This is a genomic window from Lentzea terrae, from assembly GCF_003265345.1.
GTDB classification, from domain to species: domain Bacteria; phylum Actinomycetota; class Actinomycetes; order Mycobacteriales; family Pseudonocardiaceae; genus Lentzea; species Lentzea terrae.
Genome location: NZ_QFWW01000008.1, coordinates 487 through 25,097 on the forward strand (window position 1 = coordinate 487; position 24,611 = coordinate 25,097).

The following is a 24,611-nucleotide window of genomic DNA, read 5'->3' on the forward strand; positions in this document are numbered from 1 at the left end:
GTTCTGGGAGCGCTCCCAGATGCCGAGGAGTGTCGCCTTGGTGTCGAATGTGTGTCAAGACACACTTCGGCCCGGATCAGGTAGTTTCGGTGTTGACGAGTGGGGTGACCTCGTCGTTCGTGGACTAGGTCACAGTTGGGCAAATTGGGAGCGCTCCCGGAACTGTGGCGCGCGCGTTAACTCTGCGTGTGTTAGCGGGTGCGTTACGCGCTCGCGCGGCGCACGAGAGAGGTCGGCAGCAGCAACGACGGCGGAAGGCCGTCCTCCCCAGCGAGCTCGCCCAGCAGCCGCCAGGTCATCGTGCGGCCGAGCTGCTCGACGTCCTGCCGGACCGTGGTGAGCGGCGGAGTGGCCGTGGAGGCGAGCAGCGAGTCGTCGAACCCGACGACCGCGACGTCCTCCGGCACCCGGCGGCCGCGGGCGTGCAGCACCTGCAACGCGCCGAGCGCGATGATGTCGGCGGCGACGAACACGGCGTCGATGTCGGGCGCGCGGTCGAGCAGCTCGGTCATCGCGCGGGCGCCGCTCTCCGGCGTGAAGTCGGCCTCCGCCACGAGGTCGGTGGCGAGCTTCGCCTCGCCGAGCCCCCGCCGCCAGCCGCTGAGGCGGTCGATGCCCACGGCCATGTCGCGCGGCCCGGCGACGGTCGCGATCTTCTGCCGGCCGAGTGAGACGAGGTGCCGCGCCGCGTCCAGGCCGCCGGTGAAGTTGTCCGAGTCGACGAACGGGACGGGGGCGGTGCCGAGCGGGCGGCCGCCGACGACGACCGGCATGCCGACCTCGTGCAGCCGGTTGGGCAGCGGGTCGTCGCCGTGCAGGCTCACCAGCAGCGCCCCGTCGACGTGACCGCCCGCGAGGTAGGCGAGGAGGTCGTCGTGGTCCTCCGGCCGGCTGAGCATGAGCAGCAGCTGGATGCGCCGCCCGGCGAGCTCGGCGTGCACCCCGCGCAGCACCCCGGCGAAGAACGGGTCGCCGAGCACCCGGCTGCCCTGTTCGGAGACGATCAGCGCGATGGCGTTCGCCTTGCTGCCCGCGAGCGAACGGGCAGCGTGGTTCGGGCTGTACCGCAGGCGGGTGATCGCCGTGTGCACCGCTTCGCGCGCTTTGGCGCTCACGTACTGCTCATCGTTGATCACCCTGGAGACCGTCGACTTCGACACCCCGGCCAGCCGGGCGACCTCCTCGATCCGCGGGCCGGGACGTCGTGGCCGGTCGATCTCCGTCATGCCGTGCATCGTAGTTCGAAACCGTGCGAACCTGTGGGAGCGCGCTCAGACCCGCAGGCCGCGGCGCAGCGCCTCCACCTCGTCGGCGAACATCCGCTTCGTGATGGCCGCGCTCTCCACGAACCCGGACCCGTGGAACGTCCCGGGGTAGTGGCGCAGCTCGGTCGGCACGCCGGCGTGCGCGAGGCGGCGGGCGTACTCGATGCCCTCGTCGCGCAGCGGGTCGTACTGGCACGTCGTCACGAACGCGGGCGGCAGACCTTTCAGGTCGGTGGCGCGGGAGGGCGCGGCGTACGGCGAGACGTCGTCCCCAGCGTCGGCACCGAGGTAGCTCGTCCAGCTGTAGATCGCGTTGGGACGGTGCCACAGCGGCGTGTCGACGTAGTCGCGCATCGACTCCGTGTCGAGGCGGTCGTCGAGCTCGGGGATGCCGAGGTACTGGAAGCAGAGCTCGGGCCCGCCGCGGTCACGGGCCAGCAGCGCGGTGCCGGCGCTGAGTCCGCCGCCCGCGCTCTCGCCACCGATGCCGATCCGCTTGGGGTCGATGCCGAGCTCGTCGGCCTTGGCCGCCACCCACTGCAGCGCGGCGTAGCAGTCCTCGACCGGCGCGGGGAACGGGTGCTCGGGCGCCAGCCGGTAGTCCACCGACACGATGACGATGCCGAGCTCGTCGGCCAGCTTCAGCACGTGCGCGTGGAACATGTCGAGGTCGCCGAGCACGAACCCGCCGCCGTGGATGTAGACCAGGCCCGGCAGCGCTTCCGTCCGGTTCGCCGGGGTGTAGATGCGGACCGGCACGTCCGGGGCGTCGGACGGGCCGGGCACCGTGGTGTCGCGGACGTCGATGGGGTTGGTCGGCTCGTAGGTCGGCATGAGGTGGTTCAGCTCGGACCGCTGGTTTCGCGCGGCTACGAGGCTCTCGTAGTCGGTGAGGGCGACCTTGGGCAGCATGTCGAGCCAGGGGACCAGCTCGGGGTCGATGGCGTAGCTCATGTGGCGATCCTCGGCTCGGGACGGTCGTTGGGGCAGCCGACAGGTGGCGGGCAATTGTGCTGTGGGGGCAGCCAGGTGGCGGGGCGTGATGTCGGGTGGGGCGTGGTGCTGAGTTGGCCGCGTGGCGGGGACTGTCAGTGTCGCCCGCTACCGTGACGGCGAGATGGTCACGGTGATCCAGGCGTACCGGTTTGCGCTCGATCCGAGCGTGGGGCAGCAGCTGGCTCTGCGGTCGGTGCTGTCCACTGGGGAGGTCATCGCCAACCCAAGGCATCTCGACATCGCGTTGCGGGAGTTGCGCCGACTACAGCGTCAGGCGTCACGCCGCTGCGGCCCGGACAGGCGATGCGGCCGGGCACCGTCGAACCGGTGGCGTAAGACCCAGGCCCGCAATTGCGCGGCTGCACGCGCGGGTCGCGAACGCACGCCGGGACGGGCTGCACAAGCTCACCACCCGACTGGTCCGCGGGTTCGGCACGATCGTGCTGGAAGACCTCAACGTGTCCGGCATGCTGCGCAACCGCCGCCTGGCCCGCCAGATCGCCGGCGTCGGCGAAACGGCGGGCGGCACGTCCGCGGCGAGTTGCGCCGGGATGCTGAACACGCCCGATGGAAACCCATGTCAGACCCACACCGCGTGGGCAGCGGGTACCGCCACGGGAAGACCCGCACCACCCGGTGCGGGCCAACGCCGCCGCCACAAGGCGACGGCTACCTGAAGACCGTGAACTCATATTCACTCACATTTCAGGTAACGGTTATGGTGGCCGGATGCGAGGCCTGCTGCTCAGGTTGTCCGCTCTCGACGCCGATGCCGAGAACGCGGTGCGGGTGATCGGTTTCTTCGATCGCCTCATCACGGAGCGCGCGGGTCTCGACACGCTGGTGCGCACCACGGCCGAGCTTGCCGGGTGCCCGGTCGGCTTGCACGCGCCGGGGCAGGGGCTCGCGCTGCGGGCCGATGTCGGGGGTGCTGTCACGACGGGCTCTGTGCCCGCCAAGGCGGCGGTTCGGACGTTGGAAGGGGGCGTGCAGGTCTGGGTCGCGCGCGAGGGCAAGCCCGCGCCGTTGGACGACATGCTGCTGGAGCGGTTCGCGATTGCCGCCGCCGTGCTGCTCGAGCACTCCAGCGTGCCGCTGCCGGAGCTGGGCGATCCCGCGCTCGTCGAGCTGGTCCTCTCCGAAAACATTGGCACCGCGGAACGATCTCGCGCCCTGCACCTGCTCGGCATCGGTGTCACGGCGCCGCTGCGGGTGCTGGCGGCCACGGGGGAGGTGGCCGGGCGGTCGGTGGTGCTCGGTGACGTGCGGGCGGTGCTGGTGACGGAAGATCCGGTGGCTGATCCCGCCGGCGGCCGCCTCGGCGTCGGCCCCGCCCTGCCCGCGATCGAGGCCGCCAGGTCCTGGCAGGCCGCGCGGACGGCGTTGCGGTACACATCGGACGGTGAGCCGGTGGTGTGGTGGGAGAAGCTCGGCAGCCTCGCTCACCTCGCCGAGCAGCTGGACCACTCCGACATCGCCGCGCTGCCCGACGTCAAAGCACTGGACAACGCTGATCCTGACCTGATCATCACGCTCGAAGCGTTGTGTGCCACCGGGTCGGTTCGCCAGGCTGCGGCCGCGTTGCACCGCCACCACAGCACGATGACCGCACGGCTGGCCCGGGCCGAGTCGATGCTCGGGTTCGAGCTCGACTCGGCATCCGGACGGTTCAGGCTGCACCTGGCGTTGATGTTGCGACGGTTGCGCGACAACGCAGGCTGATGTCCTGGCGGTGCAGGCGGGCCTGCTTGGGCATGTTCCAGCCCAGCACGCCGGTCAGCTCGCCGTCGCGGTGATACCGCACCACGAAACGACGTTCGGCCAGGCTGCCCTCCACAACGGACACTTCCGGGCCGACGAAGCCGTGGACGTGGATCTTCGCGTCGAACTGGTCGGTCCAGAAGTACGGCACCGGCACGTAGGGCTCGTCCGCGCCGAGGATGTTCCCCGCCACCGCGATGCCCATCTCGGTGGCGTTGGTCCGGTTCTCCAGCCGCACCAGCCGGCCGAGCGTTTCGTGGTGCCAGCGGGCGACGTCACCGGCGGCGTAGATGCCCTCGGCGGCACGGCAGCGCGAGTCGCAGACGATGCCGTCGCCGAGAACGAGACCGCTGTCCTCCAGCCAGGAGGTCGCCGGTGCGGAACCGAACGCGACCACGACGAGGTCCGCGGGCAGCACCTCGCCGGTTTCCAGCAGCACACCGTCCTCGGAGACGCTCGTGACCGCCGCACCGAGCCGAAGCTCGACGCCAGAAGACGTGTGCAGCGACGCGAGTTGCGCGGCCACGAGAGGCCCGAGCTGCAGCGCCATCGGGGCCTGTTGCGGACCGGCGAGGGTGACCGGCACGCCCAGCTGACGCGCGGTCGCCGCGATCTCGGCGCCGAGCACGCCGTCGCCGACCACGACCGCCCGTGAGGCCTGCGAAAACCGTTCTCTCAGCGCCAATGCGTCGTCGAGAGTCCGGAGCGTGGGCTGTCCGGGCAACGTGCGCGGCCGCAACCCGGTCGCCAGCACGATGTTGTCGGCTTTGAGCACGCGGCCGGATGCCGTGTGCACCGCCCGTTCCACCACATCGAGGTGCACGGCCGGATCGCCGAGCACGAAGTCGACGTCCAACGCCGCGAGCGCGTCCGCCGACCGCAGCGCGACCCGGTCCGGTGCCCAGCTGCCCGACAAGACCTGTTTGGACAGTGGCGGCCGGTCGTACGGCAGGTGCGGCTCGGAACCCAGAATTGTCAGCGGACCGGTGTAACCCTTGCGGCGCAACGCCTCGGCGGTGGCGAGACCGGCGGCGGAGGCGCCGACGACGAGCGTCACGACGAGCTCACGGTGATGGCGGCGGCGGGGCAGACGCTCGCGGCCTCGTCGACGAGCGAGTGCAGGGCAGCCGGCGGCGAGGAGTCCAGCAGCACCACGATGCCGTCTTCATCGCGCTGGTCGAACACGTCCGGCGCGAGCAGCACGCACGTTCCGGCGCCGCAGCACTTGTCCTGGTCCACGGTGATCTTCACGAAAAGAGTCCTTCTCAAGAGTCGTTGGTGACCGGCGCGAGCCACAGGCCGACGAGCGCGTCGACCAGGCCGGTCGCGGCGTCGTGCCAGCTGGCTCGCGGGGTCGGGGTGCCATCGGCGAGGGCGCGCTCGCGTTCGGCGATCATGTGCACGAGCAGCTGCCTCGACATGTCGAACCGTTCGGCCCGCACGTCGTCCGGGAGGTGCTGCAGGCAGACGCCGAGGCCCGCCAGCACCCGCACCATCGACGGCGACGAGTGCGTCTCCTCGACGATGATCGGCCGCAGCGTCGGATCGGTCATGACCTGCGCGCCGAACCGCGCGAACCAGGTCGGGCTGCCCACCTCCGCGAGGTGGTCCGTGACCGGCTGCACCAGGCAGGACAGCCAGTCGCGGACGTCCGTGCTGTCGCCGATCGCCGCGAGCAGCTGCTGCCGGCGCTCCTCGATCTGCGCGAGGTGCTTGCGGGCGATGGCGCGCACGAGGTCGGCCTTGGTGCCGAAGTGATAGCCGACGGCCGTGTTGTTGCCCTGCCCGGCGGCCTCGCTGACCTGCCGGTTCGAGACAGCCAACACCCCGTGCTCGGCGAACAGGCGCTCGGCCGCGGTCAGGATCAGCTCGCGGGTGGCGTGCGCCCGCTCCGCCCGTGACGGGTTGTCGTCGACCTTGTTCATGTCAGCTCACCATCGCACCGGTAGTTCCACGAGCCCGCCCACGACGAGCCCCTCGACTCGGCGTAGATCTTGCACCGGAACCGCCAGGTCCAGCGACGGGAGCTTGCGCAACAGCACCTCGAGCACCACCTGCAGCTCCGTGCGCGCGAGCGGCTGGCCCAGGCAGGCGTGGGCGCCGGCACCGAACGCCAGGTGCTGGTTGGGCGTGCGGCCCAGGTCCATCTCGGCGGCGCGGGCGAACGCCTCCTCGTCCCGGTTCGCCGCGGCCATGCTGCACATCGCCGTCGTGCCGCGCGGCAGCACGGTGCCGGCGATCTCGACGTCCTCGGTCAGGTACCGGGCCATGCCGACACCCGCGTTGGCGTCGAGGCGAAGCGCCTCCTCGACGGCGGTGCGCACCAGCGAAGGGTCGGCGAGCAGCGACTCCCAGCGGGTGCGGTCGGAGAGCAGCATCGCGACCATCTTCGTGATCATGTTCGCGGTGGTCTCGTGGCCCGCGATCAGCAGTCCGATGCCGGTGGCGATCAGCGTCACGTCGGACATCGGCTCCGGGTCGGTGATCAACGCGCTGAGCAGGTCATCGCCCGGGTTCGCGCGCTTCAACGCGATGTGGCCGGCCATGTACATGCCGAACTCCTGCTCGGCCGCCTTCATCTCGGCCGCGCTGAAGCGGGTCATGCTCAGCATCGTGTCCGACCAGTGCGCGAACCGGTCCCGGTCGGCGTCGGGCACGCCGAGCATGTCGCAGATGACCCAGACGGGCAGCGGGAAACCGAGCGAGGCCTTGAGATCCGCGGGCACGCCCTTGGCGACCATCTCGTCGATCAGCTGTTCGGTCATCGCCGCGATCCCCGGCCGCAACGCGTTCATGCGCTTGGCGGTGAACCACTTGCCGATGCCGCGCCGCCACGTCAGGTGCGCCTCGCCGTGCTGGGGGATCACCTCGGCCATGTCGCTGTTGAAGATGCCGCCTTCCTCGCTGTCCGAGATCCGAGCGGCGTCGTCCGCGGGCGTGGGCCTGGTGAACCGCGGGTCGGACAGGATCTGCTTGACGTCCGCGTGCCTGGTGAGCAGCGCGGCCTGGTCGCCACTGGCGAGTTTCACGTGTGCCACCGGGCATTTCGACCGCAGCTCAGCCCACTCGGCAGGGGGTTCGAGCGCGGCGTCGGACTCGAACGGAAAACGCGGCAGTTCGTCTACTTCGGACATTCGGGACTTCCTTCGTGGTGGGAGGCGTCTCTTTTTCCACCATGCCGACGGGGTTCATTTAAGTCAAGTGACTGACTTAGACTGACGACGTGCTCCTCGAACAAACGCGTCCGGTGACGCGCCCGAACGTGGTCGTGGCCGTGCTGGCGATGGGCGGCATCACCGTCTCGCTGATGCAGACGCTGGTGATCCCGCTCCTGCCGCGATTTCCGCAGCTCCTGGGCTCGTCGCCGGCCGACACCGCGTGGGTGGTCACGTCGACGCTGCTGGCCAGCGCGGTCGCCACGCCCGTCGTCGGCCGGCTGGGCGACATGTACGGCAAGCGCCGCATGCTGCTGGTCAGCCTGGTCATGCTGATCGCCGGCTCGGTGATCGCCGCGCTCAGCCACTCGCTGCTGCCGATGATCGTCGGGCGCGTGGTGCAGGGCCTTGCGGTGGGCGTGATCCCGCTCGGCATCAGCATCATGCGCGACGAACTGCCCGTCGAACGGCTGGCTTCGGCGACCGCGCTGATGAGCGCCTCGCTGGGCGTCGGGGGAGCGCTGGGCCTGCCCGCGGCGGCGTTCCTGGCCGAGCAGAGCGACTGGCACCTGCTGTTCTGGACCTCGGCGGCCGCCGGCGCGATCGTGCTGGTCTCGGTGCTGGTCGTCGTGCCGGAGTCCCCGGTCCGCAGTGGTGGCCGGTTCGACCTCCCCGGCGCGTTCGGGCTCTCGGTCGCGCTGATCTGCCTGCTGCTCGGCGTTTCCAAGGCGTCTTCGTGGAGCGCGGGGACGGTCACCGGGCTGTTCGTGACGGCGGCGGTCGTGTTGCTGCTGTGGGGCTGGTGGGAACTGCGGTCGTCGCAGCCGCTGGTCGACCTGCGCACCACGGCCCGTCGTCAGGTGCTGCTGACCAACGTCGCCTCAGCGGTGTTCGCGTTCGCCATGTTCGCGCAGTCGTTGGTGCTGCCGCAGATCCTGCAGCTGCCGAAGGCGACCGGCCACGGGCTCGGTCAGTCGCTGCTCGTCACCGGTCTCGTGCTGGTGCCGTCCGGACTGGTGATGATGGCGATGGCACCGGTGTCGGCGCGGATCTCCAACGCACGTGGCCCTCGTACCACCCTGATGCTGGGCGCGCTGGTCGTGGCTTTCGGTTACGGCACAGGCGTTTTCCTGATGTCCGCGGTGTGGCAGCTGGTCGTCGTGTCGGCCACCATCGGGGCCGGCATCGGCCTGGCCTACGGTGCGATGCCCGCCCTGATCATGGGTGCGGTGCCGGCGTCCGAAACGGCCGCTGCCAACAGCCTCAACACGTTGATGCGCGCGATCGGCACGTCGATCTCCAGCGCGGTCGCCGGCGTCGTGCTCACGCAGGTGACGATCCCGCTCAGCTTCCGGCTGATCATGGGCCTGGGCGCCGCGACCGCGCTGCTGGCAGTCGCGATCGCGGCGTTCATCCCGCGGGTCAGCCGAAAAACCGCATGAGCTCGCGGGCCACGACGTCCGGCTGCTCCTCGGCGAGCCAGTGGCCGGACCCGTCGACGCGCACGACCTCGAACCGGTTCGCGAGGTTCGGCAGGGCCGCCACGAACTGGTCGTAGGAGGAGACGGAAGCGAGCCCCAGCACCGGCGCGGCGAGCTTGCCGTACGTCTTGCCGTCCGCGATGTCCTGGTGGAACGCCTGGTACCAGCCGTTGCTCGCCCGGATGGCGTCCGGCGAGTTGTACGCCCGCGCGTAGATCTCCCTGGAGCGTTCGTCGATCGCCGCGGGGTTGAACGCGGTGTTGGCGAACAGCCAGTCGATCAGGTACCGGAACCGTCCGGCCAGCAGCTGCTCCGGCAGCGTCTGGACCTGGTTGAACGCGAACCACCACAGGCTGAACCCACCCGGCCGCGGCAGCAGTGGGATCTGGTAGAAGCTCTCGTCGGGATGCAACACGTCCATGAACGCGACCTTCTTCGTCGCGCCGGGGAAGTTGGCCGCGAAGGCGAACGCCGCCATGCTGCCCAGGTCGTGCCCGACGACGTTGACCTGGTCGTACCCGAGCTTGCGGACGAGCTCGTGGATGTCGGTCGCCATCGTCTTCTTGTCGAACCCGCCCTGCGGCTTCTCCGAGCCGCCCTGACCGCGCAGATCCACCGCGATGAGCCGGAACCTCGTGGCCAGCGCGGGCATGATCTTGCGGTACAGCCACCAGGTCTGCGGCCAGCCGGGCAACAGGACGAGCGGCTCGCCCTCGCCGCCGGTGACGTAGTGCAGCCGTACCCCGTTCACCCTGGCGTAGTTGTGCCGGAAACCGGGAAGACCGGCCTCCTCGAACTTCGCGGCGTCCGCTGCCGCTGCCGGCGCCCCCGTGCTCGCGGCGAGCGCGGCGCCCGCACCCAGCGCGAACACCTTGCGTCTGTTCAGCTCCATGTCCCTCGCCCCCGTCCGTAACTCGGCGCCGACATCCGAGCAAGCGGCGCTTGAGCACGGCTGGAGATCAGGGAACGAGCCGGTACGCCACGGTCGGCCAGACCGCGCCTTTGATCTCGCGGTCCTGGTCGCGTGCTTCGTCGCGGACGAACCCGGCGCGTTCGGCCACCTTGCGGGAGCCGACGTTGTCGCGGTGGGCCCACAACCTCAGCTCGGTGACGTCGTGGTGGGCGACGATCCAGGCCACGAACTCGGTGAGCGCCTTGGTGGCGAGCCCTCGTCCGCGTGCGGGCGCCGCGACCAGATAGGACACGTGGCCGATGCCGTCCTCGACGTCGACCGCGACGTTGCCGCAGCGTTCGCCGGCGTCCTCGATGCAGAACGACTTGGCGGCCGGGTGGTCGCGGCGTGCTTCGATGGCTGCCGCCACCTGTGCCGCGGTGATCGTGGGCGGGTCGGCGGTGTAGCGCTGGACCTCGGGGTCCCTGGTGGCTTCCGCGTACCAGGCGGCGTCTTCAACGGTCCACTCGCGCAGTTTCACGTCAGCTCCGCCGAGTCCGTGAGCTGCAGCTTGCGCCGCGCCCGTTGGTAGAACGTGGTCATCCCCAGGCGGACGACGCGGGCGGCGCCGGGCCGGCCGCGCAACGACACCCGTTCGCCCGGCTCGACGTAGCCCGCGACGATGCCGTCCACCTCGACCGCGAGCCGGCCGCTCGACGGCAGCAGGTCGAGCTCCACGTCGTCGTCGACCGACAGCACCACGCCGCGGCTGTACGCGGAGTGCGGCGCGGCCGGGGTGACCAGCAGCGCTTCGACGGACGGGCTGGTGATCGGCCCGCCCGCGCTGAAGCTGTACGCGGTGGATCCGGTCGGGGTGGCGACGATGACCGCGTCCGCCGCGTAGCTGACGAACGGCTGACCGGCGACCCTGACCGCCACCCGCGCGCTGCCCTCGCCGGGGATGCGGACGACGGCGACGTCGTTGAACGCCGTGACCTTGCCGCCGTTGAACTCCGCGTCGACGGCGAGCCGCGGTTCGACGGTGAAGTCGTGGGCGTCGATGGCGCTCAACGCCGCGGGCAGGTCCGGGACGTCGACCTCGGCCAGGAAGCCGAGCTTGCCGAGGTTGACGCCGAGGACCGGGGCGCGCTCGCCGTCGGCCAGGCGCATGGCGCGCAGCATCGTGCCGTCGCCGCCGAGGCTCACCACCAGGTCGGCGCGGCGGCCCAGCTCCTCCGCCGAGACCGGGGTGGCCTCGCAGCGGAGTCGCTGGATCTCGTCGGAGATGCCGAGGATCTCGACACCGCGGTTGGTCGCCCAGCCGAGCACGGCGGCGACGGCGTCGGCGGAGTCGCGTTGCGGGTGCAGCACCAGGCCGGCGGCGTGCACGTCAGCTGTTCCTCAGTCGGGTCACGAAGCCAGTCTGCCGAATTCCCACGGGTCGTGTGCGCTGAAGAGCGTGACCTCGGCGGAGTGGTCGCGGGCGAGGGTGCGGAGGCGGTCCTGCGTGGTGACGCGCTTGCCGTGGTCGACCTCGGAGCGTGTCTGCACGATGTCGAGGACGGGGTGCGGTTCGGGCTCGGAGTCAAGTTCGCGGTGGTAGTAGTAGGCGTCGCCGCAGTGCAGCAGCCAGCGGGATCCGTCGTGCACCGCGATGCCGGTGTGTCCGTCGGTGTGGCCGCCCAGCGGGACGAGCTTGATCTCGTCGGGGAGCCCGACGGGTTGAATCGCGTCGAAGCCGAACCACTGGTCGTTCGTGGACTCGTAGGTGCGCCACTGTGGACCGTGCGCCCAGTGGGCCGGTCGGTAGCGGAAGCTCGGTGCCTCCGACGTGGCCGCGCGGAGTTCGGCACCCAGCACGTGGACCGTGGCGTGCGGGAAGTCCGGCAACCCTCCACAGTGGTCCACGTCGAGGTGCGTGACGACGACGTGCTCGACGTCGGCCGCCGAGAAGCCGAGCCGTTCGATCTGACGGACGGCGGTTTCGCCCTCGTCGAGGACGGGAGCGGCCATCTCCACCCAGTCGGCGCCGAGGGTGCCGGCGGGGTCGCGGACGTTGTCGAGACCGAGACCGGTCTCCACGAGGACGAGCCCGCTTTCGGTTTGCCCCAGCAGACAGTGGTTGACGGCGGCCGCGTTCGGCAGACCTTCGCAGGTGGGATCGAGCCGGCGCATGGAACCGCAGTTCAGGTGGTGGATCTTCATGGGGACGAGGGTGCGACTTGAAGCGCGGTTCAAGTCAACCCCCTCGGCCGAATGGCTGATGCAGGCTGTGCCGAACCGGCCGTTCGGCGCTTCGGGGTGGCCTTGAGGGGGAGTCCGGGCGCTCGGCGCGTTCCTAGGTTGGGCACATGACCATCCTGCTGGCAGATCCGGTCGTGCGCGCCGTTCGCGCGCTCGACAACGGTGATCCGTTGGTACCACTGATATTCGCGCCTGACGTGCTGGTCAGGCAGGGGCTCGCGCTGCGGCTCGTGGACGCCCGCAACGCGCTGCCGTCCGATGTGGACCTGAAAGTGATCGAGGGACACCGCAGCATCGCGAACCAGGCTGCGATCATCGAGCAGTACACCGACGAGTTGCGGGAGCTCCACCCGGACGCCGACGCGGTCGAGCTGAACCGGTTGTCGAGCCGCTTCGTCGCACCGCTCGCCGTCGCGCCGCACGTCGCGGGCGCGGCCGTCGATCTGACGCTGGTCGACTCGTGGGGCGACGAGCTGTGGATGGGCACGGTGGTCGACGCCACGCCGGAGCAGAGCGCCGGCGCGTGCTTCTTCAACGCCGAGGTGGACGCGGAGGCGCGGCGCAACCGGACGATCCTGGCGGACGCGTTGAGCGGCGCCGGACTGGTCAACTATCCGACCGAGTGGTGGCACTGGTCGTACGGCGATCGGTACTGGGCCTTGCTGACCGGGGCCGACCACGCCCTCTACGGACCGGTGGAGGTGCCTGCGTGGGCGCGCTCGTGACGAGCATCCGCCAGGCGTCGGCCGAACCTTCGTTGTCCGTGGACCTCTCGGCTGTGGCGGCCAACACGCGGCGGTTCGTGGAACTGGCGCGCGGCGAGGTCATGGCCGTGGTGAAGGCGGACGGCTTCGGGCACGGGCTCGGAGACGTCGCCAGGACGGCGGTCGCCGCCGGTGCGACGTGGATCGGCGTCACGTCGCTGGCCGAGGCGGTGGCGGTGCGCGAGTCCGGTGTGGACACTCCGGTGCTCAGCTGGCTCAACCCGGTGGACGTGGACGCGCGCGTCGCGGCCAGGTACGGGATCGACCTCGGCGTGCCGAGCCTGCACCACCTCGCGGTGATCGAGCAGGCCGGACCGGTCCGGGTGCACCTGCAGCTCGACACCGGGATGGCCCGCGACGGCGCCTCGCCGGACTCGTGGCTGGCGTTGATGTCCGCGGCTCGCCGTGCGGAACTGGCCGGCAGGGTCTCGGTCGTCGGGGTGATGGGACATCTGCCGTGCGCCGACACGCCCGGGCTGAACGAGATCGGGACACGGGCGTTGCTGCGCGGCGTCGAAATGGCGCGACAGGCCGGATTGCGGCCGTCCACAAGGCATTTGGCCGCCACGAGTGCGGCGTTGACGGATCCCGGCACCCATCTGGACGTGGTCCGGATCGGCGCGGGGTTGGTGGGGATCGACCCCTCCGGGACCACCCGGCTGCGGTCCGCGTTGCGGCTCACCGCGCCAGTGGTCCAGGTGCGGCGGGTGGAGACGGGCACCGGGGTCGGTTATGGACATTCGCACGTGACCGAGCGCGCGACCACGTTGGCGCTGCTGCCGGTCGGTTATGCGGATGGCTTGCCGCGCACGGCTTCCGGGCGCGCTGAGGTGTTCGTCGGCGGACGTCGCAGGCCGGTCGTCGGGGTGATCTCGATGGACCAGGTCGTGGTCGACGTCGGGGACGACCCGGTGCTGCCGGGCGACGAGGCCCTGGTGTTCGGGCCGGGGGACGAGGGTGAGCCGACGGTCGGGGACTGGGCTCGGTGGGCGGGCACGATCCCGCACGAGATCGTGACGGGCATCGGGACGCGGGTGCGACGGTGCGTTCGTTGATTATCTCCATTGCTTCAGTGTTGACCAAAACTAGCGTTTCCGGGGTGCGGCGTTGAGGGGAATCAGGGTCGCCGTCATCGGCGGCGGACAGAACTGCGAGCACGACGTGTCGGTCGCGTCGGCGGCTTCGGTGCGGGCGGCGCTCGACCCGGCCAGGTACGAGGCCGTCTCGCTGACCATCGGCCGGGACGGCAGGTGGCACGGGACGGACGGGCAGGTGCTCGACACGCCGGCGTCCGGCAGTCTCGCCGCCGCGCTGGACGTGATCGCCGGCTGCGACGTCGTGCTGCCGTTGGTGCACGGGCCGTTGGGGGAGGACGGCACGCTGGCCGGGCTGTGCGAGCTGGCCGGCGTGCCGTACGTGGGGTCGCCGCTGCGGGCCGGTGCGCTCGCGATGGACAAGTGGGCCACCAAGCTGGTCGCGGAGGCGGTCGGGGTCCGCACCGCGCGGGGCAGGCTGGTGACCGATCCGTCCACTGTGGACTTCACCGGTCCGGTCGTGGTGAAGCCGGTGGCGGCGGGGTCGAGCTTCGGCGTGCGGCTCGTCGAGCACGAGGCCGACCTCGAACCCGCGGTCCGCCAGGCGCTGGAGCTCGACGACCGGGTGCTCGTCGAGGAGGTGCTGACGGGCCGGGAGATCGACATCGCCGTGCTCGACGACCCGGACGAGGGCCGCAGGACCGGGCCGCCGCTGGAGATCCAGGTGCCGGGGCTGTTCGACACCACCGTGAAGTACGACGGCAGCGCCAGGTTCGTGATCCCGGCGCCGTTGGCCGACACCGAGCTGAAGGCGCTGGAGGACGCGGCGCTGCGCGTCTACGAGGCGTTGGGGTGCCGTGGGCTGGCGCGGGTCGACTTCTTCCTGACCGCCGACGGGCTGGTGCTCAACGAGGTCAACACCATGCCGGGCATGACCGCGGAGTCGCAGGTGCCCAAGATGTTCGCGAGCGCCGGACTGTCCTATGCGGACCTGCTGGACAAGCTCGTCCGGGGAGCGATGCGGTGAAGCGGATTGCCGGGCTGGACGTCTTGCGCGGCATCGCCATTCTGCTGGTGATGCTGCGGCACGCGTTCCCTGAGGTGTTCCCCGGTGCCGGTGTGGTCGGCGTGGTCGTGTTCTTCACGTTGAGCGGGTACCTGATCACCGGCGTGCTCAGCCGCGAGCTGCAGGCCAAGGGGCGCGTCGACTTCAAGCGGTTCTACCTGCGCCGGGCGCGCAGGCTGTTGCCGGCGTTGCTCGCGCTGACCGTGGTGTTCGCCGTGGTCACGCTCGTGTTCGACCCGTTGGGGGAGCGCGACAAGCTGCTCAAGACGGCGATCGTGCTGGTGACGTTCACGGGCAACCTGCCGATCAGCGGGGTCAGCCCGGCGGCGTTCCACAGCTGGACGCTCGCGACCGAGGAGCAGTTCTACCTGCTGTGGCCCGCGTTGCTGGCGTTCGCGTGGGTGCGCAACCGGACGGGCGCGGCACTGGCGGCCACTGCGCTGGCGGCGATCGCGGCGTGCACGGCGACGCTGATCTGGTTGTGGCCGAACGCCGACAACGCCTACGCCCTGCCGACGTCGTGGTTCGTGTGCTTCGTGATCGGTGCTGCGGTGCGACTCAAGGGGAAGTCTGTCCCGCGTTGGGCCGTTCCTGTTGCCCTGACCGGGCTGGCGGTGCTGTCCGTGGTTCCGTTGCGCGGTCACGTGTTGACGTACCTGGTGGCGGGCCCGGCGATCGCGGGCTGCACGGCGGTGCTGCTGCTCGCGTGGTCGAAGTGGGAGGAGGTGGCGACGCCGATCCGTCCGCTGGTGGCGCTGGGCGTGCTCTCCTACGGCGCCTACCTGTGGAACTACCCGCTGACGTTGTGGCTGCGGCCGGAACTGGGCGCCGCCGCCGGACCGGTCGCGGCGGTCCTGACGGTCGTGGCGGCGGCGCTCAGCTGGCGTTACGTGGAGGAACCGGTCATGCGACGAGGTAGCCGTTCACCAAGTTCCGCCAGTTCTTCTTGAGCTTCCAGCCGTCGGGCTCGCTCGGGTCGAGGTGGAAGATGCCGTGCGTGCACGGGTTGGTGCCGTTGAGGCGATAGGTCCACCACGCCCAGCCGATGCTGTTCTTCTCGAAGGCGTCCAGAACCTTGTCGGCCTTCCCCAGGGCAACTGTGTCGGTGTCGCAGCCTTCGATACCGACCTGGTTGATCCACACCGGCACGTTGTGATCGCGGCGGAAGTCGGTGATCTGCCCGATCCGGTTGAGCGGGTTGTCGAAGATGAAGTAGTTGCAGGTGTAGATGATCTTCGGGTCGATCGTGCTGTAGGCGCCGTCGAGGCTGCTGCAGGCGTAGTTGTTGTTAGGCCCCATCACGACCGGCGTGCGGCGGTCGATCTCGCGGATCGCGAGGGCCATCTCCTCGTAGAACTCCCGCACCTCTGCGTCGGTCTTCCCGAACGGCTTGGGCTCAGGAAGGATCTCGAACGCGCCCATGTACGGCGTGTACTTGTACTTCCGGACGAGGAACTGCCAGACCTCCTTGAACTGCTGCTTCATCTCGGGGTTGGTCCAGAAGTTGTTCGTGTTGCCGCCCGCGCCCTGGCCGTAGTCGGAGTCGACGAACAGCGTGATCCACATGCCCGCGGCGCTCGCCTGCTCGATGGTCTGGTTGAGCAGCTCCAGGTGACCGGGCTTGATGTGGCTGAGGTTGTCCGGGTCGGTGTCGCGGCTGTCGACGTCGTCCTTCCACTCACCCCACCAGCGCAACGGGATCCGCACCGAGTTTGCGCCCGCCGCCACGTGCGCTCCGGGATCCTTCGGCTGGACCGTGCCCCAATGTCCCCAGTTGTACCCCCGCAGCACGATCGGGTTCCCCGCCGGATCCACGACGTTCGCGCCCGCCACCGAGAGACGTGCCGGTGCGGTCGCCGAAGCCGGGACGCCGCCTGCCAGCAGCACCGCAGCGATCGACAGACCTAAGACCACCCGTCTCAGTTTCATGCCCCTACCCCTCTCGTGGAAACGTTCGGGGCGGTACGTTGCCGGACCCAGAACCGGGCGTGGTTCGAGGTTTGTTCGAAGAACGTCAAGATCGGGATTAGCCTCGACGGCGTGCTGGACATCGCCGAAGTGGCCGAGCAGACGGGACTGGCGCCGTCGGCTCTGCGGTTCTACGAGAAGAAGGGGCTGCTCGAGTCGAGCGGCCGCAACGGGCTGCGTCGCACCTACGAACCCGAGGTGGTGCACCGGCTGGAGCTGATCAACTGTGCGCGGCGGGCGGGGTTCTCGATCGCGGAGATCAGCCGGTTCCTCACCGCGATGCCGGGCGATGCCGCGGTGCGGGCGAGGATGGCCGACAAGGTCGCGGTGCTGGACGAGGACATCGCGCGGTTGCAGCGCATGCGGGACAGCTTGGACCACGCGTCGACGTGCACGCACGAGCCGTTGGTGGAGTGCCCGGACTTCAAGCGGGCGCTGCGAAGAGATCCTTGATCAGCCGCCCGATCGTGGCGGGGTCCAGGTCCGTGGTGCGCACGACCTGTTCGGGTGCCGGGTAGTCGAAGCCCTCTTTGGCGCCCCTGTTCACCATGGGCAGGAGCGAGAGCTGCTCGCCGTCGAGCTCGACCCCGACGAGGTCGGTCCCCTTGACGAACGTGCCCCACGACTTCACCCCGGCGAGCTGGAGAACCGGCGTGATGGGCGCGGGATCCGTGCGGAAGTTCGGCGCCGGGATGTCGTACGCGGTCTGGTCCAGGGTGGCGAGGACGAGCGGCCCGATCTCCGGCGAGTCCTGCGGCACCTTGGTGAACGGCGGCCAGGAGATCCACAGCCCGTTGCCGACCCTGGCCTGGGCGACCACGAACAGCTGGCCGCGCCGCGCGTAGACCTGACAGCTCTTCACCTGGCGGACCCTACCTGCGGCAGACCTGAATAGGCTGCCGATGTGCCGAGACGAGAACGGCCGCTGGGCCCGGAGGACAGCCCGCTGATCAGGTTCGCGGCGGACCTGCGCCGGCTGCGGCAGACGGCGGGCAGCCCCACCTACCGCGACCTCAGCAAGCTCGCGCACTACAGCGTCACCACGTTGTCCGAAGCCGCCGCCGGACGCGAGCTCCCCACTCTCGCGGTGACTCTCGCGTACGTCACGGCGTGCGGCGGCGACCCGGACGAGTGGCGCGCCAGGTGGGAAGAGCTCGCCAAGATCCCGGACGAGGAGGAGAACCCGCCCTACGTCGGCCTCGCCCCGTTCCAACCGGATGACGCGGACCTGTTCTTCGGCCGGGAGAAGCTCGTCGCGGAACTGCGGGCGACCGTCCACAAGCGACAGTTCACCGGTGTTTTCGGGGCGTCTGGCGCGGGCAAGTCGTCGTTGCTCAGAGCAGGCCTGATCCCGCACCTCGGCAATGCCGTGCTGATCACCCCGGGTGAGCACCCGCAGCTCCAGGACGCCGACGTCATCGTGGTCGACCAGTTCGAGGAGGTCTTCACGCTGTGCGAGGAGACCGAGCGGATCGAGTTCATCAGGGCACTGACCGCGCACACGGCCAAGGTCGTCATCGGGGTGCGAGCCGATTTCTACGCCCACTGCGCGCGGCACCCCGAGCTCGTCGAGGCGCTCAAGGACGGCCAGGTCATGGTCGGTGCGATGACCGCGGAGGAGCTGCACGCCGCGATCACCCGGCCGGCCGCCAGGTCCGGGCTGATCGTGGAGACCGCGCTGATCACGCGGGTGATCGCCGACGCGAACGGCCAGCCGGGCGCGTTGCCGCTCGTGTCGCACGCGATGCTCGAGACGTGGCGAAGGAGGCGCGGCACGAAGCTCACGCTGACCGGCTACGAGGAGGCGGGCGGTATTCACGACGCCGTCGCGGTCAGTGCCGAGAACGCCTACACCGCGCTGAACCCGGCCCAGCAGCGGATCGCCAAGCAGATCTTCCTCCGGCTCACCGCGCTCGGCACGCACACCGACGACACCAAACGCCGGATCAGCCGCCGCGAGCTCGACGACGACGCCGGCAAGGTGCTGGAGGAACTGGCCAAAGCCCGCCTGCTCATGCTCGACCGCGACGACGTCGAGATCACCCACGAGGCGTTGATCCGCTGCTGGCCGCGGCTCAAGGAGTGGCTGACCGAGGACCGCGACGGGCTGCGCGTGCACCGCGCGCTCACCGAGGCCACCGGCGAGTGGGACGAGCTGAAGCACGACCCGAGCACGCTCTACCGCGGCACCCGGCTCGACGCCGCCCTCGACTGGGCCGCGAAGAACGACGACGCGCTCACTGCCCGCGAGCGCGCGTTCCTCAAGGCGGGCCGTGACGCCCAAACGCGCCGTGGCCGGAGGATGCGCCAACTCGTCGCCGTCCTGACCGTGCTGCTCCTCCTCACTACCACGGCCGTCGTCATCGCCATGCGCGCGCAACGGTCTGCCGCCGACCAACGCGATCTGGCGTTGGTGAGGAAGGTGCTCGGGGACGCCAACGCCCTGCGCGACGCCAACCCCGCGCTGTCGTTGCAGCTGGGACTGGCCGCGCACCGGCTCGCGCCCAGCACCGACACGCGGAACCACCTGCTCAGCTCGTTCGCCACCCCGTACGCGGCGAGACTCACCGGTCACACCGATGCGGTGGCCGCAGCGGCGTTCAGTCCCGACGGCACGATGCTCGCCACCGGCGCGCACGACCGCACGGTGCGCCTCTGGGCGATGGCCGAGCAGCCGTACGAGAAGGCCGTGATCAGCGACCACACCGGCGCGGTCAGGGCGGTGGCGTTCAGCCAGAACGGCCTGCTCGCCACCGCGGGCGCGGACAAGACCGTGCGTCTCCGACGGCTGCACGACCTCAGCAAGGTCACCGTCCTGCCACATCCCGCTCAGGTCGAGGCGGTCGCGTTCAGCAAGTACGGCCGCACCATCGCCACCGGTGGCTACGACGGCAAGGTCCGCCTGTGGGACGCCGAGACCGGCACGCTCACGGCGACCCTCGACGGCCACACCGACGTCGTGGCGGCCGTCGCGTTCGGGCCGGACGACACGCTCGCGACCGCCAGCTGGGACAACACGGTCAGATTGTGGAAGGACGGCGCCCAGACCGCCGTGCTCACCGGCCACACCGGAGACACCGTCGCGCTGGCGTTCGGCCCGGACGGGATCATGGCCTCCGCCGACGCCGACCGCACCACGATCCTGTGGCGCGGCTCGACGAAGATCGCGAGTCTCGACGCGGGCGCGGTCAACGCGCTGGCGTTCGGTCACGACGGCACGCTCGTCACCGGTGGCGTCAACCGGGGCGTCCGGCTGTGGGACGTGCGCGACAAGCCGACCGAGATCGCCGCCGTCCCCGGCCACACCGGCGACGTGCTGGCGCTCGCGTTCAGCCCCGACGGCCGCAAGCTCGTCACGACCAGCCGCGACCGGACCGTGCGCGTCGAGAACATGGCCGAGCTGTCGTTCACCGGCCACACCGGGTTCGCCTACCAGGCGGGGTTCTCCCCAGACGGCAAGCTCGTCACCACCGCGACGGGCAAGGAGACGACCACGCTGGTGTGGGACGTCCAGAACATGCGCAGCGCGGCGATTTTTCCCGGGCACGTCGGCAGCGTGAACGTGGTGGCGTTCAGTCCCGACAACCGCCTGCTCGCCACGGCGGGCGAGGAGCCGCGCATCCTCGTGTGGGACCTGACCGACTCGAGCCGCCCGCCGATCGCGCTGGCCGCCGACACGGGCGAGATCGACGCGCTGATCTTCAGCGTGGACGGCCGCACGTTGCACAGCGCGGGCCGCGACCGCGTCTGGCGGGAGTGGGACGTCGCCGGCGCCACCGTCAAGGCCACGCATCCCGCGCCGGACGGCATCACCGAGGTCCTGTCGTTCAGCACGGACGGCCGGCTCACGACCATGGAACCCGATCGCCGGATCTCCGTCTGGCGCGCGGGCTACCGCGACCGGGTCACGCTGCCGGCCGAAGCGGAGGCGATCGCGTTCGGTCCGGGCGGCCTGGTCGCCACCGCCGGACCGGACCTGACCTTCAAGCTGTGGGACAGCGCCGGCACCGAGCTGGCGTGGTTCGTCGGCGGCACCGAGAGCGTCTACGCGATGGCGTTCAGCCCGGACGGCCGCTCGCTCGCCACGGCGGGCGCGGACATGGCGATCCGGTTGTGGAACGTCGCCGACCCGCGCGCCCCGCGCCTCGACGCGACCCTCACCGGTCACACCAACACCGTCTGGTCGGTGGCGTTCCGGCCGGACGGCGGCGAGCTGGTGAGCGCGGGCATGGACCGGACGACGCGGCTGTGGACGACCGACCCGGACCAGGTGGCGAGGCGGATCTGCCGGCTTGCCCAGCCGCGGCTGACCCGCGCGGAGTGGGACCGCTACCTGCCGGGCGTGGAGTTCCAGCCGCCCTGCCCGTGACGGCTGTTCAACGTTTGTTGTTCAACGCGCTGACCTCGAACGTGAAGATCTCCTGGCGGCTAGACAGGTCGGCATGAGAACCAGTGAGGTGGGTTTGCCGCGGTCGTCCTGACCAGTCAGTTCGAGCAGATGGGGGTGTGGTCGACGTCGGGTAGGTAGCGGGTCCAGTGGTCCTGGGTGAGCGGTGGGGAGGCCGCCGCGCAGATGCGTTGGGAGGCGTGTTCTTCGTCGGCCTCCCAACGCCGGACCGTGCGGTCGCCGCTCGCGCTCAGCAGGGCGTTGCCGTCGGGGGTGAACGCCAGCGCGTAGACCCGTTCGGCGTGGTCGGACAGCGTGGCGAGCGGGGTGCGGTCGGCCAGTCGCCAGAGCCGCACGTCGTGGTCGGCGGCGGCGCTGGCGAGGGTCCGGCCGTCGGGGGAGAACGCGACGGCGTGCACGGTGTCGGTGTGGCCGGTGAGCTCGGCCGTGCGGGTGCCGGTGGCGACGTCCCAGAGGCGGACGGCGAAGTCGGTGCTGCCAGTGGCGAGCTCTTTGCCGTCCGGGCTGAACGCCACCGACTTCACGGCATGGCTCTGGCCGGTGAGGTGCGAGACCACTTTGCGCCCGGCGACGTCCCAGATCCGGACGCTGAAGTCGCCCGATCCACTGGCCAGCAGGCGGCTGTCGGGGCTGAACGCGAGTGCTTCGACCGAGTCGGCGTGGCCGGGCAGGGTGCCGAGCGAGGTTCCGGTTCGCGCGTCCCACACCACGATGGTGCGGTCGGTGCTGCCGGTGGCGATGAGCTCGCCGTCCGGGCTGACGGCCAGGGTGTTGACGGCGTCGGAGTGGCCTTCCAGGGCCGGCAGCGGCTCAGGCCGGCCGGTGATCCGCCAGCGGTGCACGCGGTGGTCGGCGCTGGCGGCCAGGAGGGTCTTGCCGTCGGGGGAGAAGCGGACGGTGTTGACGGCATCGTTTGGTCCATTTAGGACGGTGAGTAGCTTCCCGTCCTGCCAGAGCTTGACTGTGCGGTCGTAGCTTCCGGTGGCGATGAGCGAGCCGTGCGTCGCCACTGAGTACACGGAGTCGCTGTGGGCCTGGAGGAGGTTGCCGGGCAGGTCCCAGAGCCGGACCGTGTGGTCGTCGCTCGCGGTCGCCAGCGCGGTGCCGAGGAACGTCGCTCCCACGACCGCGGCGGTGTGGCCGGCGAGCACGAGCGGATCGCCCTGGTCCCAGATGCGGACCGTGCGGTCGACGCCGGTGCTGGCCAGGCGGCCGTCGGGGCTGAACGCGAGGCCGCGGACGGTGTCGGAGTGGCCCGACAGGACGCGGGGTTCGCCGCCTTCCACCGGCCAGACCTGCACGGTGCGGTCGTTGCTGGTCGCGATCTGCTTGCCGTCCTGGCTGACGGCGACGGCGTGCACCGGGCCCTTGCCCGGCAGGTCGCGGTGGGTGCCGGCCAGGTCCCACAGGCGTGCGGTGCCGTCCCAGGTACCGGCGGCGAGATGCGGGGAGGTCGGGCTGAACGCGAGCGAGATGACGGCGCCGGGGTGGGGGAAGGCCGCGGTCCGGCGTGGCTCGGGTGTGGTGAGGTCCCAGAGCCGGACGGTCTTGTCGCTGCTCGCGGTGGCCAGGACGTGGCTGTCGCCGCTGAACGCCACGGCGTTGACCCGGTCGGCGTGGTTGAGCGTGGCCAGAAGGTTGCCGGTGGTCGTGTCCCACAAACGCGCCGTGCGGTCCCACGCGGCGGTGGCGAGCATCGTGCCGTCGGAGCTGAACGCGACGTGCGCGACGTTGTCCGTGTGGCCGGAGAGCGTGGCGACCTCGCGCGGATGGTGCGGGTCGGCGACGTCGGTCAGCCTGACCGTCCGGTCCCGGCTGGAGCTGGCGAGCAGCTGTCTTCGCGGCGAGTGCGCGACCGCGTTGACGTTGTCGCGGTGCGCGGTCAGCTTGGTGGCGTAGGCCGGGGTGAAGGAGCTGAGCAGCGCGCTGCGGGCGTCCTGCGTGGGGGCGAGCCGGTAGGCGGCGAGCGCGAGCTGGGCGGCCAGCGCGGGATCGGCGCTGTGCAGCCGTTCGGCGTCCTGGGCGACCTTCTGCGAGAGCGCGTTGTTGCGTTGCTCGGTCGCTTCTGAAGTGGCTCGGAGTGCGGCGATGCTGACTCCGGTGGTGGCGATCAGCAGCACGGTCAGCAGGCCGACGAGGAGCTGCAGGCGTCTTCGGCCGGCTGTCTCCGCTGTGAGGCTGGCGGTGAGGAAGTCGCGTTCGCGGGCGCTCAACGGGTGTGCGGGCCGGTCGAGCCACGAGCGGAACGACGCGAGCCGGGCGCCGCGGATGAGCGAGCCGGGATCGCGGTCGAGCGACTCCCAGACGGCGGCGGCCTCGGCCAGGTCGCGGTGGGCGCGCAGGCCGTCGCGGTCGGCCGCCAGCCACTCCTTCAGCCGGGGCCAGCAGCGGATCAAGGCCTCGTGGGTGATCTCGACGCGGTCCTGGTCGACCGTGATCAACCGGTGGGCCGTCAGCGCTTCGAGGACCAGCGCGGTGTCCGGCTCGTCGTCCAGTTCGCTGCGGCAGATGCGGCGTTTGGTGTCCTCGGTGTTCTCCCCGACCGCGGTGAGCCGGATGAACAGCGACTTGGCCAGGTCCTGCTGCGCCGGGGTGAGGCTCTGGAACGCCGACTCGGCCGTGCGGGTCAGCGCGCCCTCGAACCCGCCGGCGGCGCGGAAGCCTTGCAGCGTCAGGGTGTTTCCCTTGCGGCGGTGCCAGGTCTCCAGCAGGGCGTGCGAGAGCAACGGCAGCGCGCCAGCCTGTTCGACGCAGTTCGCGACCAGTTCGGCGACCAGGGCGGTCTCGACGGCGTGACCGGTCGTGCGCGCGGGCTGGATGATCGCGGCGCGCAGCTCGTCGGTGGTCATCGGGCCGACGGTGACCTGTGCCGTGCCCATGGCTTTGACCAGTGCGGGGAAGTCCGTGCAGTGGCCGTAGAAGTCCGCTCGCACGCCGAGCACGACGCGATGCTCGGTGATCTGCTCGACGAACTTCCGTCGGATCTCGCGGTTCTCGCAGAGCGTGAAGATCTCCTCGAACTGGTCGACGACGAGAACGGTGCCGGCGGTCGCTTTGGCGCACTCGTCGAGCGGCTGCCGGCCTGGGGTGATGAGCACGGCCCGGTCGCCCAGTCGTGGCATCAGACCGGCCCTGAGCAGCGACGACTTGCCCGCGCCGGACGCGCCGACGACCAGGACGACGCGGTGCTCGCCGACCTGCTCCTCCAGTTCGTCGACGAGCTGGGCGCGGCCGAAGAACCGGTCCGCGTCCTCCTGCTGGAAGGCGGCGAGGCCTCGGTAGGGCGAGGTGGTGTCCGGTTCCGGCTGCGGCTCGTCGGCGGCCGTGGCGTACCAACGGCGTTCCCACTCCTCCTCCGAGCCGCCGCACGCCCGGACGTAGGCGAGCGTGACCTGCAGCGTCGGCAGCTTGCGCCCGCCGGCGGCCTGCGACAGCGCCGCCTCCGAGTAGTGCGTGAGCGAGCTCAGCCGGCGGTAGGTGGGCATGCCCGCCCGCTCCCGCAACGACCTGAGCTCGCGCGCGAAACTGAGCACCGCGGTGTCGCCGTCGTCGAGCGGCCGTTCCTTGCGTGGCATCT

22 protein-coding genes and 1 pseudogene are annotated in these 24,611 nt (G+C 70.5%); 10 read left to right on the forward strand and 13 right to left on the reverse strand.

All coding sequences use genetic code 11. From position 1 onward, the window contains the following. Positions 1–203: 203 nt before the first annotated feature. Positions 204–1,226: a LacI family DNA-binding transcriptional regulator gene (locus tag DI276_RS14355; protein WP_112264230.1), complete on the reverse strand. Its 1,023-nt coding sequence runs from the start codon at positions 1,224–1,226 to the stop codon at positions 204–206. A 45-nt stretch (positions 1,227–1,271) separates the two neighbouring features. Continuing rightward, positions 1,272–2,219: an alpha/beta hydrolase gene (locus tag DI276_RS14360; protein WP_112263845.1), complete on the reverse strand. Its 948-nt coding sequence runs from the start codon at positions 2,217–2,219 to the stop codon at positions 1,272–1,274. Between the two features lie 191 nt (positions 2,220–2,410). Between DI276_RS14360 and DI276_RS53385 the strand changes: the two are divergent. The 3 genes and pseudogenes from DI276_RS53385 to DI276_RS14370 form a co-directional block, all read left to right on the forward strand. Further along, positions 2,411–2,680: pseudogene (locus DI276_RS53385) on the forward strand (hypothetical protein); the annotation flags it as partial. 21 nt (positions 2,681–2,701) lie between these two features. Then, positions 2,702–2,938: a hypothetical protein gene (locus tag DI276_RS51995; RefSeq protein WP_232836658.1), complete on the forward strand. Its 237-nt coding sequence runs from the start codon at positions 2,702–2,704 to the stop codon at positions 2,936–2,938. 52 nt (positions 2,939–2,990) lie between these two features. Further along, positions 2,991–3,983 (forward strand): PucR family transcriptional regulator, encoded by a 993-nt coding sequence (locus DI276_RS14370; RefSeq protein ID WP_112263846.1) that lies wholly within the window; start codon positions 2,991–2,993, stop codon positions 3,981–3,983. Here the strand turns inward: DI276_RS14370 and DI276_RS14375 are convergent. Genes DI276_RS14375 through DI276_RS14390 form a run of 4 tightly spaced genes read right to left on the reverse strand, consistent with a single transcriptional unit; the run spans position 3,931 to position 7,156 of the window. Next, entirely contained in the window at positions 3,931–5,079 is a 1,149-nt protein-coding gene (locus DI276_RS14375) for an NAD(P)/FAD-dependent oxidoreductase (protein ID WP_112263847.1), read from the reverse strand. The two genes, DI276_RS14370 and DI276_RS14375, sit on opposite strands and share 53 nt — an antisense overlap. Further along, complete coding sequence (locus DI276_RS14380; RefSeq protein WP_112263848.1) at positions 5,076–5,273, reverse strand: ferredoxin; 198 nt, start codon at positions 5,271–5,273, stop codon at positions 5,076–5,078. The genes DI276_RS14375 and DI276_RS14380 overlap by 4 nt, the downstream gene beginning before the upstream one ends. A gap of 14 nt (positions 5,274–5,287) precedes the next feature. Further along, positions 5,288–5,947, reverse strand: coding sequence for a TetR/AcrR family transcriptional regulator (locus DI276_RS14385; RefSeq protein ID WP_112263849.1), 660 nt, complete (start codon positions 5,945–5,947; stop codon positions 5,288–5,290). A 6-nt stretch (positions 5,948–5,953) separates the two neighbouring features. Then, positions 5,954–7,156 carry a cytochrome P450 gene (locus tag DI276_RS14390; RefSeq protein WP_112263850.1) on the reverse strand — a complete coding sequence of 401 codons (1,203 nt, stop codon included), beginning with the start codon at positions 7,154–7,156 and terminating at the stop codon, positions 5,954–5,956. Between the two features lie 89 nt (positions 7,157–7,245). Here DI276_RS14390 and DI276_RS14395 point away from each other — a divergent pair, with 89 nt between their 5' ends. Further along, a complete protein-coding gene (locus tag DI276_RS14395; RefSeq protein WP_332874644.1) occupies positions 7,246–8,619 on the forward strand; it encodes an MFS transporter in 1,374 nt (457 codons plus the stop codon). Here DI276_RS14395 and DI276_RS14400 read toward each other — a convergent pair. From DI276_RS14400 to DI276_RS14415, 4 genes are all read right to left on the reverse strand, one after another. Further along, positions 8,600–9,550, reverse strand: coding sequence for an alpha/beta fold hydrolase (locus DI276_RS14400; RefSeq protein ID WP_112263851.1), 951 nt, complete (start codon positions 9,548–9,550; stop codon positions 8,600–8,602). The genes DI276_RS14395 and DI276_RS14400 overlap by 20 nt on opposite strands. 67 nt (positions 9,551–9,617) lie before the next feature. Continuing rightward, positions 9,618–10,091 (reverse strand): GNAT family N-acetyltransferase, encoded by a 474-nt coding sequence (locus DI276_RS14405; RefSeq protein ID WP_112263852.1) that lies wholly within the window; start codon positions 10,089–10,091, stop codon positions 9,618–9,620. Next, on the reverse strand, positions 10,088–10,939 hold the full coding sequence (locus tag DI276_RS14410; protein WP_112263853.1) for an NAD(+)/NADH kinase: 852 nt from the start codon (positions 10,937–10,939) through the stop codon (positions 10,088–10,090). Before DI276_RS14410 ends, DI276_RS14405 begins: the two co-directional genes overlap by 4 nt. Positions 10,940–10,960: 21 nt before the next feature. Then, positions 10,961–11,755 carry an MBL fold metallo-hydrolase gene (locus tag DI276_RS14415; RefSeq protein WP_112263854.1) on the reverse strand — a complete coding sequence of 265 codons (795 nt, stop codon included), beginning with the start codon at positions 11,753–11,755 and terminating at the stop codon, positions 10,961–10,963. 146 nt (positions 11,756–11,901) lie between these two features. Between DI276_RS14415 and DI276_RS14420 the strand changes: the two genes are divergently transcribed. Genes DI276_RS14420 through DI276_RS14435 form a run of 4 tightly spaced genes read left to right on the forward strand, consistent with a single transcriptional unit; the run spans position 11,902 to position 15,608 of the window. Then, complete coding sequence (locus DI276_RS14420) at positions 11,902–12,519, forward strand: M15 family metallopeptidase (protein ID WP_112263855.1); 618 nt, start codon at positions 11,902–11,904, stop codon at positions 12,517–12,519. Further along, a complete protein-coding gene (alr, locus tag DI276_RS14425; protein WP_112263856.1) occupies positions 12,504–13,613 on the forward strand; it encodes an alanine racemase in 1,110 nt (369 codons plus the stop codon). Before DI276_RS14420 ends, alr begins: the two co-directional genes overlap by 16 nt. A 52-nt stretch (positions 13,614–13,665) precedes the next feature. Then, a complete protein-coding gene (locus DI276_RS14430) occupies positions 13,666–14,619 on the forward strand; it encodes a D-alanine--D-alanine ligase (protein ID WP_112263857.1) in 954 nt (317 codons plus the stop codon). After that, positions 14,616–15,608, forward strand: coding sequence for an acyltransferase family protein (locus DI276_RS14435; protein ID WP_112263858.1), 993 nt, complete (start codon positions 14,616–14,618; stop codon positions 15,606–15,608). Before DI276_RS14430 ends, DI276_RS14435 begins: the two co-directional genes overlap by 4 nt. On the opposite strand, the gene DI276_RS14440 is transcribed toward DI276_RS14435, so the two are convergent. Continuing rightward, positions 15,562–16,587 (reverse strand): glycoside hydrolase family 5 protein, encoded by a 1,026-nt coding sequence (locus DI276_RS14440; RefSeq protein ID WP_112263859.1) that lies wholly within the window; start codon positions 16,585–16,587, stop codon positions 15,562–15,564. The genes DI276_RS14435 and DI276_RS14440 overlap by 47 nt on opposite strands. A gap of 111 nt (positions 16,588–16,698) precedes the next feature. Here DI276_RS14440 and DI276_RS14445 point away from each other — a divergent pair, with 111 nt between their 5' ends. Beyond that, positions 16,699–17,079, forward strand: a complete 381-nt coding sequence (locus DI276_RS14445) for a MerR family transcriptional regulator (protein ID WP_112264232.1) — start codon at positions 16,699–16,701, stop codon at positions 17,077–17,079. On the opposite strand, the gene DI276_RS14450 is transcribed toward DI276_RS14445, so the two are convergent. Further along, entirely contained in the window at positions 17,051–17,488 is a 438-nt protein-coding gene (locus tag DI276_RS14450) for a hypothetical protein (protein WP_112263860.1), read from the reverse strand. The two genes, DI276_RS14445 and DI276_RS14450, sit on opposite strands and share 29 nt — an antisense overlap. A gap of 42 nt (positions 17,489–17,530) precedes the next feature. On the opposite strand from DI276_RS14450, the gene DI276_RS14455 reads away from it, so the two are divergent. Further along, entirely contained in the window at positions 17,531–20,995 is a 3,465-nt protein-coding gene (locus DI276_RS14455) for an nSTAND1 domain-containing NTPase (protein ID WP_232836659.1), read from the forward strand. A gap of 116 nt (positions 20,996–21,111) precedes the next feature. Here the strand turns inward: DI276_RS14455 and DI276_RS14460 are convergent, their stop codons facing one another. After that, entirely contained in the window at positions 21,112–24,609 is a 3,498-nt protein-coding gene (locus tag DI276_RS14460; protein ID WP_112263861.1) for an nSTAND1 domain-containing NTPase, read from the reverse strand. Positions 24,610–24,611 lie beyond the last annotated feature (2 nt).

What these genes read in the sequence shown, in the direction of transcription:
- DI276_RS14355 (WP_112264230.1), bottom strand. Translation starts at nt 1,226, where the DNA reads ATGACGGAGATCGACCGGCCACGACGTCCCGGCCCGCGGATCGAGGAG.
- DI276_RS14360 (WP_112263845.1), bottom strand. Translation starts at nt 2,219, where the DNA reads ATGAGCTACGCCATCGACCCCGAGCTGGTCCCCTGGCTCGACATGCTG.
- DI276_RS14370 (WP_112263846.1), top strand. Translation starts at nt 2,991, where the DNA reads ATGCGAGGCCTGCTGCTCAGGTTGTCCGCTCTCGACGCCGATGCCGAG.
- DI276_RS14385 (WP_112263849.1), bottom strand. Translation starts at nt 5,947, where the DNA reads ATGAACAAGGTCGACGACAACCCGTCACGGGCGGAGCGGGCGCACGCC.
- DI276_RS14390 (WP_112263850.1), bottom strand. Translation starts at nt 7,156, where the DNA reads ATGTCCGAAGTAGACGAACTGCCGCGTTTTCCGTTCGAGTCCGACGCC.
- DI276_RS14400 (WP_112263851.1), bottom strand. Translation starts at nt 9,550, where the DNA reads ATGGAGCTGAACAGACGCAAGGTGTTCGCGCTGGGTGCGGGCGCCGCG.
- DI276_RS14415 (WP_112263854.1), bottom strand. Translation starts at nt 11,755, where the DNA reads ATGAAGATCCACCACCTGAACTGCGGTTCCATGCGCCGGCTCGATCCC.
- DI276_RS14420 (WP_112263855.1), top strand. Translation starts at nt 11,902, where the DNA reads ATGACCATCCTGCTGGCAGATCCGGTCGTGCGCGCCGTTCGCGCGCTC.
- DI276_RS14440 (WP_112263859.1), bottom strand. Translation starts at nt 16,587, where the DNA reads ATGAAACTGAGACGGGTGGTCTTAGGTCTGTCGATCGCTGCGGTGCTG.
- DI276_RS14460 (WP_112263861.1), bottom strand. Translation starts at nt 24,609, where the DNA reads ATGCCACGCAAGGAACGGCCGCTCGACGACGGCGACACCGCGGTGCTC.